Here is a 12,130-nt window from a genome sequence, read left to right on the forward strand (position 1 = left end):
CGGCGTCTTACCCCGCGAGGGGCGTCAACTGGCGCTTACGGCGGGAAGGTCCCCTGGCCGGTGGGGCCGGGGGTGCGGCCGCCGCCGACGCCCATCGTGCGGGGCCACTGGACCTGCGCGACTTGGCCGACCTTCAGCTGCGCGGCCTTCGCGACGTGGTTGCCGGCGCGGTCGCTCAGCTGCGCGAGCGTCACGGTCGCGCCGCTCCGGATGCGCTTGGTGACGACCGCCACCCAGCCGCCGGCCTTCGCGTCCCAGCGCGCGACGACGCGCTTGCCCGCGAGCTTCAGGACCGCGCGGCCGCCGGACGGCGAGACGTCGCGGTAGGTGATCGCGCGCGCTGGGTCGGGCGCCGGGTTCTGAGCGGTGACGAGCAGGCGCGTGCGCTTGCCCTTGAGGTGGCTGGCCGTGACCCCGAGCGGTCTGATGTCGTCGCTGGCCGCGATGGTGAACGGCTGTGACGGCAGGTCGTAGGCGGCGGACTTCACGCGGACGCGGTACGTCCCGGCGGGCAGGTCGGGCGGGACGTCGTAGCGGGCGCTGTACGCGCCGTCGGCCTCGCGCCAGATGACGCCGAGCCCGAGGTCCGAGTCGGCGGCGACCCAGGCGCCGTCGCGGGCCTTGCGCTCGACCGCCAGGAACGGCGCGTCGAGCGGCCGGTCGACGCCCTTGGCCGCGCCGCTCCAGCGAACGTCGACGACGGTCATCCGCTCCACCGTCCCGGTCGGCGCCTGGAGGAGCTTGCCGGCGACGCCGCCGCCGCCGACGTCGGGCTTGCCCTTGTCCGTGCTCCCCAGCCCGCCGGGCACGGACGGGTCGGGCGCGGGGACGCCCGACTGCAGGGCGCGCGTGAGCGTCACGAACGTGTCGCGCGCGAGCAGCGAAGTCCACTTGCCGAAGACGGTGTGGCCGCCCTCGTAGTGCTGCATGTCGTACTCCTCGGGCGTCGTGAGGTACCCGAGGTAGTCGTTCGAGAGGCCGACGACGATCGTGTCCTCGATGCCGTTCGGCAGGAGCGGCTTGACGGCGGCCTCGAAGCGGCGGCCCATCTCGACGCTGGGCTCGCCGGGGGCGGCGAGCAGCAGGCGGTCGCCGATGCGGAGAACCTGGATCTCGGGCTGCTTCTCGTGGACGCCGAGCGGCTCGGACGGGACGACCTGGATCTTGCGACCCTGCACGGGGTCGGCGGCCGCGGCGGGGAGGCGGCGGCCCTCGGTGGCGAGCGGCTCGTGGAAGATCGACGCGCCGTCCTCAGAGCCGCCGAGGAACGGCAGGCCGAAGACGGGCGTCGAGGCGACGCGGTGGCCGGGCTCGACCTCCTGGCCGCAGTAGCAGGCGCGCGTCCAGCGAACGTCGAGCGGGAGGTCGTTCTCGAGCTTGCTTCGGGCCGTCCGCCATGCGCGGCGCGCCTCGATGGCGATCCGCCTGCCGAGCAGGTCCATCGTCGCGGTCGCGTTGTAGCTGTCGAACAGCGGCATGAGGTCGCCCGAGGCGCCGTTCGACCACAGGGCCACGAAGTCGCGCTTGCCGACGGCTCCCTCGAGGTGGTGCTCCGCCGCGCCGGCGAGGTCGGCGTCCCACACGTCGACGCCCGGCGTCGACGTGGTCAGGTGGACGGGGAACTCCATCCACGCGGCGAGCGGCGTGCCGTCCGTTCGCTCCACCCGCAGGACGCGCAGGCGCATGTCGCGGGTGCTGTCCGGACCGTTCGGCGCGTCCTCGGGGCTGCCCTCGCCGTAGAAGAGGTCGAACCCGAAGTTCGCGAGGTGCGCCTCGATCGACCGGTTGCGGTTGACCGCGGTCACCCGGCCGTCGCCCCAGGCCGCCTTCGCGGGGACCTTGTTCGCGTCGGCCTCGCGGATCGCGCGTGCGAGCTGCTCCACCTGCCAGGGCGCGAGCTCCTCCGGCCCCGAGTGGGTGTGCGTGCCCGTGTAGAGGATCGTGTCGTGGCTGAAGCCGAGGTCCTTCACGCGCGCGACGAGCGACTCCTTGTCGAGCGGGAAGCCGAGGTCGGTGGCGAGCAGCGCGATCTTCTTCGTGCCGTCGTCGAGCACGAGCGCGCGGCCCATCAGGCGCGTGTGGACGCCCTTGACGGTGATGTCGGGGCGGACGTAGCCGAGGGTCGTGCCGCCGTTGGCGGGCGTGATGTCGGCGCGGGCGGCGCCGGCCTTCAGGGTCCCCGCCGCCGCAGTCGGTGCGGTCACCCCAAGGAGGAGGATCGTGATGGTCACCAGTCGTCGCACGGTCGGCGGATCGTGCCAGCGGCGGCGCTGCGGGGCGCCGGTTCTCCGCCTTCCGGTTCGGTTCTCCCCCACCCCGATGCTCCGTTTAGGTGATCCCCCGAGGCGGGGGTCCGGGGGTCGCTCTTACGGTCCGCCGCATGCTCAAGACGGCTCCCGCTCTCCTGGCGCTCTGCGCCGCTCTCGTCGCCGCCGCGCCGGCCGCCGCCGACTCGATCGCCTACGTGAAGGACGGCGACATCTGGCTCGCCTCGCCGGATGGCGCGCGCAAGCAGCAGGTCACGCGGACCGGGACGTACTCGTACGTGTCGCAGGCCGACGACGGGATGCTGGCGGCGCTGGTGCCGGGCGAGAAGATCCAGAAGCTGTCGCGGACCGGCGACGTGCTGGCGGAGTTCGGGACGTACGTGAGCGACGGCGCTCCGGCGGGCGGGCCTGTCTCGCAGTTCGCCGGGCCGTTCGAGCCGGAGATCTCCCCCGACGGGTCGCTCATCGCGTACGAGTGGCAGAACTCGTCGTACTACGAGCACTCGTCGTGCTCGGGCGAGAGCGTTCCCCCGTGCTACGTGCTGTCGTCGCGGTGGGGCGTCGGGATCACGCACTCCGACCGCTTCACGCCGTCGGACGAGTTCGGGCTGCTGACCGGGTGGATCGGGCCGTCGTGGTGGGGCAACTCGCGCCTGATCCGGTCCGGGGCGAGCGTGTCCCCGAACGAGGACGCGGTCATCAACACCGTGTCGGGGGCCGGGACGCGCGACGCGCTGAAGCGGTGGTTCTGGGACGACAACGGGGCTTCCGGGGTCGAGGAGGTCGAGATCTCGCGCGACGGCAAGCTCGCGGCGGGGATCTCCGGGTTCTCGAGCGACCACCTGCGGATCTACCGCGTGCTCTACGACCCGATGACGGCGCCGGCGCAGGACCTCATGCCGTTCCACGACAACCCCGACGTGGTCGAGCCGTGCATCGAGTCGTCGCTGCCGGCGGGCGGCAAGTACGAGAACCTCTCGTTCGCCCCCGACGGGCGGCACATCGCCTACGCGCAGACGAACGGGATCTACGTCGTCGACGTGCCGGACATCGCGGGCGGCTGCGGGCCGGTGCCGACGTCGAACGTGCTGCTCGTCGAGGGCGCGCGGCACCCGCACTGGGGGCCGGCCGACATCCCGCCGGCGTCCGCGTACGAGCCGAAGGCGTCCGGGGACGCGGTCTCGGGTGACGGGCGCGTTCCGGCGTCGTCGGGCGGTGGCGCCGGCGCGGGTGCGCGTGCGGGCGCGGGCGCGGCGGTCGGCGCGGTGAAGCCGTCGCGGGCCAAGCTTCGCGTCGCGCTGTCGCGTGGCCTGACCGTGTCGGTGTCCGGCACCGGTGCGGGCTCCGTGTCCGTCGTCGCTCGCTCCGCGGGGCGTCGCGTCGGGTCCGGCCGCGCCGTCCTGCGCGCCGCCGGGACCGCCCGCGTCCGGGTCTCGTTCACCCGAGCAGCCCGTCGCGCGCTGCGGTCCAAGCGCTCCGCCCGCCTGTCCCTCGCCGCGACGTTCAAGCCGGCGGCGGGAGGCGCGTCCACGACCCGCAAGGTCGCCGTGACGCTGAAGCGCTAGGCGGGCTCCGCGGCGCGAGCCTCAAGCCGCTCTCTCCCGTCCGGGGACAGTCCCTTCACGTCGGGGGACAGTCCCTTCACGTTGGGGGACAGTCCCTTCACGTTGGGGGACAGTCCCTTCACGTTGGGGGACAGTCCCTTCATGTTGAGGGTCTGTCCCCCCGTCGTCACTTGCGCTGCCAGAACGCGATCTCGCCGCCCGCCGGCGTCGCCACCACGCAGCGCCACCCGACGGGCCCCTCCCGCGGCTCGAGCAGCACCGTCGCCCCGACCGCGCGCGCTCCCGCGATCGCGGCGTGGATGTCCGGCACCTCGACGTACGGCAGCCACAGCGGCCGCGGCGCGACGCACTCCACGATCCCGCCGCCGAGCCCGCCGCCGAGCTCCAGCGACAGGTACGAGCCGCCCGCCGTGCGCACGCGGTCCTGCCGCCAGCCGCACAGCTCGGCGTAGACGGAGCGCGCGCCCGCGAGGTCGCCGGTGTGCAGCTCCAAGTGGATCACGGGATGGGTCCGGTGCATCACCACCGACTGAGACCCGGGTCATCGCCCGTACTCATCGCTGCCCCCAGAGAACGTGGTTGCGCGCGCCGGACCAGCGATTAGGGTCCGACGCATGCCGTCGGTTGCGGAGGAGCGGGAACGGGGTCGGCTCCAGGCCGCTCGCGGAGGGGACGAGAACGCGTTCGCCGGGGTCGTCGAGCCCTACCGGCGCGAGCTGCACGCGCACTGCTACCGGATGCTCGGTTCCGTCCAGGACGCCGAGGACGCGCTGCAGGAGGCGCTGCTGCGAGCGTGGCGCGGGATCGGCCGCTTCGAGGGCCGCAGCTCCCTGCGCTCCTGGCTCTACACGATCGCCACGAACACCTGCCTGAACCACATCCAGCGCCGCCCGAAGCGCGTGCTCCCCGTCGACTTCGGTCCCGCGACCGACCCCCACGACGGTCCCGGTCAGCCGCTCGTCGAGTCGGTGTGGATCGAGCCGTATCCCGACCAAGTGCTCCTTACCGGCGACATCCCGATGGGCCCGGATGCCCGGTACGAGCTGCGCGAGAGCGTCGAGCTCGCCTTCGTCGCCGCGCTCCAGCTCCTCCCCGCCAGCCAGCGGGCGGTGCTCATCCTGCGCGAGGTGCTCGGGTTCTCGGCCGCGGAGGTCGCGGAGACGCTCGACACCACCGTCGCCTCGGTCAACAGCGCGCTGCAGCGCGCGCGGAAGGCCGTCGAGGAGCGCGTCCCCGAGCAGAGCCAGCAGCAGACGATCGCCCAGCTCGGCGACGACGAGCTCGAGCAGCTCGTCGCGCGCTACCTGAAGGCGTGGGAGGAGAACGACATCGACACCGTCGTCGCGATGCTCAGCGAGGACGCGGCGATCTCGATGCCGCCGCTCGCGAGCTGGTTCGGCCCGCGCGACGTCATGGCCGACTTCCTGGCCCGCTTCCCGATGTCCGGCATGTGGCGCTGGAAGGGGCAGCCGACGTCCGCCAACGGCCAGCCGGCGATCGGCTTCTACGCGTGGGACGAGGACGCGGGCGCGTACCTGCCGTTCGCTCTCAACGTGCTCACGCTGACCGGCGACAAGGTGTCCGACGTGGTGGCGTTCGCCGTCCGCTCGATCGAGCCGACCGAGCGCGAGGCCTACCACCGCTGGGTCGACCAGCCCGCCGACGAGGCGCGGCTGGCCGGCTCGTTCGAGAGCTTCGGCCTGCCGCCGCGACTGACCGGCTGAGGAACTGACGGACTGAGCAACCCGGCGGGCCGGGAGCCCGCCGGACCCGAGCTACCGTGACCGCGTGTCATCGGAGCGCGCGGGAACCCTGGCCGGCATCGGCGCGTACGTGCTCTGGGGCCTGTTCCCGCTGTACTGGCCGCTCCTCGAGCCGGCCGCATCGGTCGAGATCCTCGCGCACCGGATCGTCTGGTCGCTCGTGTTCCTCGTCGCGGTGCTCGCGGCGACGGCCGGGTTCTGCTGGATCCGGACGCTCGGGCGCCGGCAGGTGCGGCTGCTGACGCTCGCCGCCGCGCTCATCACCGTCAACTGGGGCATGTTCATCTACGCGGTGAACAGCGAGCACGTCGTGGAGGCGTCCCTCGGCTACTTCATCAACCCGCTCGTGACCGTCGCGCTGGCGGTCTTCGTGCTGGGGGAACGCCTGCGCCGCAACCAGCTCGTGGCCGTCGTGATCGCGACGATCGCCGTCCTCGTCCTGACCGTGGACTACGGGCGGCCGCCGTTCATCGCGCTGACGCTGGCGTGCTCGTTCGGGTTCTACGGGCTCGTCAAGAAGAGCGCGAACGTCGACGGCACCCAGAGCCTCGCCGTCGAGACGGCGATCCTCGCGCCGCTGGCGCTGGCGTACGTGGTGTGGCTGCAAGCAAGCGGCGACGGGACGCTCGGCAGCGAGGGCGCCGGGCACGCGCTGCTCCTGCTCGGCGGCGGCATCACCACCGCCGTGCCGCTCATGCTCTTCGGGGCGTCGGCGATCCGCATCCCGCTCGCCACGCTCGGCGTCCTGCAGTACCTCGCGCCGACGCTGCAGTTCCTCATCGGCGTGCTGCTCTACGGCGAGGCGATGCCGGCCGGGCGGCTCGCGGGGTTCGCGCTCGTGTGGGTCGCGCTCCTCGTGTTCACGCACGACGCGGTGAGGAGCGCCCGGCGCTCGGCGGCGGAGCGGGCGCGGTTGGAGGCCGCGCCGGCGACGGCATGACGACCGCCTCCGCCGTCACCGTGGCCGCCCGATGACGACCGCCTCCGCCGTCACCGTGGCCGCCCGATGACGACCGCCTCCTCCGTCCCCGTCACCCGCCATGAGGAGCTCGAGGGCGACGAGGCCGTCGAGACGCTGCGGCGGACGGGCCGGCGCCGGCTCGTCGTCGACGCGGTCGCGCGCTTCCGCGCCGCGGACGGGTTCAGCCACTCGCGGGCGCTCGGGTTCCAGATCGCGCTGACGCTCCTGCCCGCGCTGATCGCGACCGTCGGCCTGGCGGCGGCGCTCGACGCCGACTCGTTCACCCGCGTGGTGCGCGGCACGATCGAGCAGCTCGTCCCCGGCCCGGTCGGCGACCTGCTCACCGACGCGCTGCGGCAGGGCACCACGGCCGCGCGGCAGGAGTCGGGCGAGACGGCGCTGGTCGGCGGGGCGGTCGCCGCCGCGATCGCCGGGACGACGGCGATGGCGCAGGTCGAGCGCGGCGCGAACCGCATCTACGGCACCGAGCGCGACCGCCCGTTCGTGCGGAAGTACTTCAACGCGGCGCTGCTCGCGCTGACGGCGGGGACGCTCGCCGTGCTGTCGCTCGTCGTGCTCGTCGGCGGGTCGGTGATCCGCGACGCGGTCGGCTGGGGCGACGCGCTCGACGCGATCTGGTCGGTGGCGCGCTGGCCGCTCGGCGTGGTGCTCGCGGTCGGCGCGATCGCGCTGCTGTTCGAGCGCGCGCCGCGGCGCCGTCAGCCCGAGCCGTCGTGGCTCGCGTTCGGGGCGGCGGGATCGACGGCGCTGTGGCTCGCGTTCATGGGCGTGCTCGTCGTGTACGTCGACGTCGTCGGCGGGTTCGGCGCGACCTACGGCCCGCTGGCGGGAACGATCGGGCTGCTGCTGTGGACGTTCCTCAGCTCGGTCGCGCTGTTCTTCGGGCTCGCCCTCGCGGCCCAGCTGGAGGCGGTCCGGGCCGGCGTGACCGCGCCGCGCGTCGATCGCGACGAGAACGTCTGAGCCGGCGCCTAGAGCGCCCGGGCGTCCTCGACGCCCCAGCGCTCCGGGCCCTCGGGGTCCTTGAAGGCGACCGCGCGCATCATGTTCGCGCGGTTGCCGTCCTCGATGGCGCGCCGCAGCCGCTGCTCGTTGCGCGGCGACAGCCGGGTCGTGCCGGCGGCGACGCTGTCGGGCGGCATCGGGCGGAACCAGACGGCGGCGAACCCGGCGAGGCGCAGCAGCGCGGGGAGCGTCGTCGGAGAGAAGATCTTGAGGTGGTTCGGCGTGAAGCCGCTCCACCGGCTCCCCCGCGCCTTGAGCTCGAGCGAGTTGCCGTTCACCGTGAGGATCAGAAGCAGGCCGTCGGCGGCGAGGAGGCCGCAGAGCGAGCGCAGGTCCGTGACCGGTCTGGCGAGGTGCGCGAGCACCGACCACATCGTGATGACGTGGAAGCCGCCGGCGGCGATCTCGGGGACGTCGTGCGGATGGCCGAAGTGGGCGTTGCGACCGCTGGGCCTGCGCCGTGCCACGCGGACGGAGTCGCGCGAGAGATCGACCCCGTGGGCCTCGAAGCCGCGTTCGTGGGCCTCATCGAGGAAGAGGCCGATCCCACAGCCGAAGTCGAGCAGACGCCGCCCGTCGCCCGACCGGAACAGCGGGTCGAACGCGTCGAGCACGAGCCGGTAGCGCCGCCTGCGCTTCTCGTCGCCGTACTTGCCCGAGAGGAACTTCGAGTACCTCTTCGCGTACAGGTCACCGAGCCGCTCGGGCCTGATGCCGGGATGGCGGTACAGGAAGCCGCAGCGCGGGCAGCGGACGACGTGGTAGCCGCCGCTGCGGCGATGACTCAGCGGATGGAACAGCGGCTGCATCGTCGCCTCGCCGCAGAGGTCGCAGCCGATCGGCTCCTCGATCGGCTTGATCCCGGTCGCGGCGATGTGCTGCTGCGCGGTGATGGGAGGCGTGCGCTCGAGCCGCTCCTCCCACCGGCGCTCCAGCATGTCCGGCACGCCCGGCAGCGCGTACGGCCACAGCACGCGTGGTGGCAGGCCAAGCTTCCGGCGCGCCCTGCGCAACGCGCGTGTCCGCGGCGTCGGCATGACCCGCAGTCAAGCAGCCGACGCGTTGGTTGTCAGCCGCAGCTCACGGAGCCCCACGCCGTGCACGCGACGCGCACGCCGCGGTACGTCGCGACCTGGACGAGGTCGCCGGGGTTGTCGAGGATCGTTCGGTCGAAGCCCCAGTGGCGCCGCAGCCGGGTGTCGTTCCGCGGGTCGCCCCCGACCTCGATCGCCATCGTCTCATCCGACCCGAGCATCGTCCCCGGCGCGAAGGTGTAGCCGTACGGCGGGTTCTCGACGCGGTAGCCGCCGAGGTCGATCGGCGTCGCGCCCGCGTTGCGGACGCGGATGACCTCGTCGCTGCGGTAGTCGGCCGCCACCACGAGCGCTCCCCCCGCCGGATCGCCGCACGCGACGCGGCACGGGTACTGCATGTGGGCGCGCAGGTCGCCGTTCGGATCGAAGAGGTACGCGCCGTCGCCGAGCGCCTTCGCGTCGGTCGTGATGTTCTCGAACGCCGCGGCGGGCTGGCGCCAGAAGAAGTCGGTCGCCGTCGTGGTGCCGCTCCCCACGTGGAGCTTGATGAAGCCGCCGGGCGGGATGCTCGCGCCGGCCGGGAAGCGGAAGCGGCGCAGCGCGGAGTCGCGCAGCCACCAGCCGGCGAGGCTCACGGGCGTGCTGCCGCGGTTGGCGACGCGGACCCACTCGTCGTTGAGGTTCTCGTTGTCGCCGAGGTCGGCGTCCCAGTTGACGACGAGCTGCAGGGGCGCTCCCGCGCTCGGCCCCCTTCCGCAGGTGTCGTCGTCCCAGATGTTGCGCTTGGTGCGGGCGGCCTTGTCGGCGGTGAGGCCGAGGTCGCGGTTCCAGGCGAACTCGATCTCGTTCGGCAGCCAGAGCGCGTGACCCTCGGCGAGCATGAGCTTCGCGACGTTGACCCAGCGGCCGCCGCGCTTGATGTAGACGGCGCGGCGGGCGCGGCCCTCGCTGAGGCTGGAGGTGCGCTGGGCGGCGTAGCGGACGCGGTTGCCGCTGGCCCCGAGGAGCCGCTCGAGCCGGTTGGCGGCGGGAACGCCGTGGCACTCGCCGCGGCGCTTGGCGGCGGTGGCCGAGTAGCGGGTCAGCTCCATCGCCTGCATGCCCGTGATGCGGATCTTGGGCGAGCGGGCGAGCGGCCGGGGGCTCACGTTGATCGTGTCGCCGTCGTCGACGAACGTGACCTTGCCGCTGCGCCAAGTGCACATCGAGGAGCTGCCGTCGCCGGGGACGCAGCGGGCGCGCCACGCGTCGGCGGGGGCAGCGGTGATCAGGAGCAGGGCGAGCAGAGCGCCTGCGAGGACGGGAAGACGGCGCATCGCGGGGGCGCACGGTAGCGGTGATCCGGTGGCTAGCCTCTCGGACGTGGACGCGAGGACCGCCCGCGGCGTGCTGGTCGCCCGCCGTGCCGAGGTCCTCGGCGGGCGGGAGCTGAGCGTGCTCGTCGAGCCCGGCAGCCCGGACGTCGCGGTCCTGCGGGAGCGGTCGAGTGGAGCGGAGCTCCGGGCCGACGTGGCTCGGACGCCCCTCGGCGCTGAGGCGCTGTTCCCGGTGCCACCGGCAGGGGTCTGGGAGCTCGAAGGCGACACGTCCGCCATGGCCACAGGCCCGACGGTCGTCGTCCCGGACGGCGAGGACCTCGTCCGCGTCCGCATCGAGCGCGACGCGATCACGGTCGAACCCCTCCCGCCCCACACCGAGGTCCTCCGCACCCACGTCGACGTGAAGGGACTGTCCCTCAACCTCCACCTCGACCCGCCTGCGAAGCAGCTCGTCGCGCGCCACCGAGCCACCCAACATGAAGTGACTGTCCCCCAACATGAAGGGTCTGTCCCCCAACGTGAAGGGACTGTCCCCTCCCCAGAAGTGGGGATGCGCTCCGTCCCCGAGGATGAAGGGACTGTCCCCCAAGATGAAGGGACTGTCCCCTTTGGTTCTTTGGGGGCGGAGGGGGTCTGGGATCTCTACGCCGACGGGCGCCGGGTGGGGCGGCATCGGGATGGTGTCGTCGGGAAGCGGGGGGTCGTGGCGTTCCCGGCCGTGCAGGTCGGTGGGCGGGAGGTTCGGCCCTTCTACACCGTCGAGGACAACCTCTCGATCCGCGTCGGAGCTTCGGACGAGGCCGCGAGGAAGCCGGCCGCCGACGGGGACGACGAGCAGGTTCGCCGCAGGGGGCCGCTGAAGCGCTTCGTCGTCGTTCCGCTCGCCATCGCCGCCCATCGGATCGCCCTGGCCGCCGCGAAGGCGTTGATCCGGCCGCGCACCGCAGCAGAGGCCGAGGCACCCGGCCGCGTGCACATCCTGCTCGTGCACGCCTACGGGATGGGCGGGACGATCAGGACGTCGCTGAACCTCGCCGAGCATCTCGCGGACCACCGGCCGGTGGACGTCATGACCCTCGCCCGCCGCCGCGACGAGCCGTTCTTCCCGTTCCCCCCGCAGGCGACCGTGACGACGCTCGTCGACCGCCGCAAGCAGGCCACGGCGGCCGCCAAGCCGCTCCACCGCCTGCTCGACCGCGTCCCGAGCCTCCTCATCCACCCCGACGACCACGCGCACACGCACGGGAGCCTCCTGACCGACCTGCGGCTCGCCACGACGCTGCGCCGCAAGCTCGAAGCCGGGAGCACGCTCGTCACCACCCGCCCCGCGCTCAACGTGCTCGCCGCCGAGCTCGCTCCCAAAGGCATCACGACCATCGGCCAGGAGCACATGAACTTCCACGCCCAGCCCCACCCCGGGCTGGACAAGGCGATCCGCCGCCACTACCCGAAGCTCGACGCGCTCACGGTCCTGACGGATGAGGACAAGCGCGACTACGGCGAGCTGCTCGCCAAGGGCCCCCACGGCGTCACGGTCGAGCGCATTCCCAACGCACTCCCTCCGCTCGACGGCGGGATCTCGGACGCCACGTCCAAGGTCGTCGCCGCCGCCGGCCGCCTGAACATCCAGAAGGGCTTCGACCTCCTCATCGAGGCCTGGGCGCCGATCGCGCGCAGCCACCCCGACTGGCAGCTCAGGATCCACGGCGGCGGAAGGGAGCGCCAGGCGCTCGAGCGGCTGATCGCCCGCCATCAGCTCCAAGACCACGTGCTCCTCATGGGCCCGACCCGCCGCCTCGGCCACGCGCTGCAGCAGGCGTCGATGTTCGTGCTGAGCTCCCGCTTCGAGGGCTTCGGCATGGTCCTCGTCGAGGCGATGAGCAAGGGCCTCCCCGCGGTCAGCTTCGACTGCGAGCGCGGCCCCAGCGAGATCATCAGCCAGAGCCGGGACGGCCTGCTCGTCCCGCCCGAGGACGTCGCCGGCCTCACGCAGGCGATCCGGGAGCTCATCGACGACCCCGACCGCCGCCGCCGCATGGGCGAAGCCGCCCGGAGCAAGGCCGCCCAGTACGACCTCGCGGCCATCGGCGCCCAGTGGGACGACCTCCTCGCGAGGCTCGGCCGCCCGGCGAAGACGGAGGGCCGGACGGTCGAAGGACCTGCCGGAGCCGTGGGGCCCGGACGCTAGGGTCTCG

Annotated in this window: 9 protein-coding genes; 5 read left to right on the forward strand and 4 right to left on the reverse strand. The window is 73.0% G+C overall.

What is annotated here, in order from left to right; genetic code table 11:
• Positions 1-35 precede the first annotated feature (35 nt).
• Positions 36-2,231 (reverse strand): neutral/alkaline non-lysosomal ceramidase N-terminal domain-containing protein, encoded by a 2,196-nt coding sequence (locus tag AC1UE4_RS10190; RefSeq protein ID WP_482917112.1) that lies wholly within the window; start codon positions 2,229-2,231, stop codon positions 36-38.
• A gap of 149 nt (positions 2,232-2,380) precedes the next feature.
• On the opposite strand from AC1UE4_RS10190, the gene AC1UE4_RS10195 reads away from it, so the two are divergent.
• Positions 2,381-3,832, forward strand: coding sequence for a hypothetical protein (locus AC1UE4_RS10195; RefSeq protein WP_482917113.1), 1,452 nt, complete (start codon positions 2,381-2,383; stop codon positions 3,830-3,832).
• A gap of 166 nt (positions 3,833-3,998) precedes the next feature.
• Here the strand turns inward: AC1UE4_RS10195 and AC1UE4_RS10200 are convergent, their stop codons facing one another.
• Positions 3,999-4,334: a VOC family protein gene (locus tag AC1UE4_RS10200; RefSeq protein WP_482917114.1), complete on the reverse strand. Its 336-nt coding sequence runs from the start codon at positions 4,332-4,334 to the stop codon at positions 3,999-4,001.
• Positions 4,335-4,446: 112 nt separating this feature from the next.
• Between AC1UE4_RS10200 and AC1UE4_RS10205 the strand changes: the two genes are divergently transcribed.
• From AC1UE4_RS10205 to AC1UE4_RS10215, 3 genes are all read left to right on the forward strand, one after another.
• Complete coding sequence (locus AC1UE4_RS10205) at positions 4,447-5,556, forward strand: sigma-70 family RNA polymerase sigma factor (RefSeq protein ID WP_482917115.1); 1,110 nt, start codon at positions 4,447-4,449, stop codon at positions 5,554-5,556.
• A gap of 64 nt (positions 5,557-5,620) precedes the next feature.
• Positions 5,621-6,535 carry an EamA family transporter RarD gene (gene rarD, locus AC1UE4_RS10210; RefSeq protein WP_482917116.1) on the forward strand — a complete coding sequence of 305 codons (915 nt, stop codon included), beginning with the start codon at positions 5,621-5,623 and terminating at the stop codon, positions 6,533-6,535.
• A gap of 66 nt (positions 6,536-6,601) precedes the next feature.
• The gene (locus tag AC1UE4_RS10215) at positions 6,602-7,540 is read left to right on the forward strand and encodes a YihY/virulence factor BrkB family protein (protein ID WP_482917117.1); all 939 of its coding nucleotides are present in this window, start codon (positions 6,602-6,604) and stop codon (positions 7,538-7,540) included.
• An 8-nt stretch (positions 7,541-7,548) separates the two neighbouring features.
• Here AC1UE4_RS10215 and AC1UE4_RS10220 read toward each other — a convergent pair whose 3' ends face one another.
• On the reverse strand, positions 7,549-8,556 hold the full coding sequence (locus tag AC1UE4_RS10220) for a class I SAM-dependent methyltransferase (protein ID WP_482917118.1): 1,008 nt from the start codon (positions 8,554-8,556) through the stop codon (positions 7,549-7,551).
• 95 nt (positions 8,557-8,651) lie between these two features.
• Positions 8,652-9,932: a lamin tail domain-containing protein gene (locus AC1UE4_RS10225; protein WP_482917119.1), complete on the reverse strand. Its 1,281-nt coding sequence runs from the start codon at positions 9,930-9,932 to the stop codon at positions 8,652-8,654.
• Between the two features lie 706 nt (positions 9,933-10,638).
• Here AC1UE4_RS10225 and AC1UE4_RS10230 point away from each other — a divergent pair.
• Positions 10,639-12,123 (forward strand): glycosyltransferase family 4 protein, encoded by a 1,485-nt coding sequence (locus AC1UE4_RS10230; RefSeq protein WP_482917120.1) that lies wholly within the window; start codon positions 10,639-10,641, stop codon positions 12,121-12,123.
• Positions 12,124-12,130: the final 7 nt, after the last annotated feature.

This window comes from Parviterribacter kavangonensis (genome assembly GCF_056863335.1).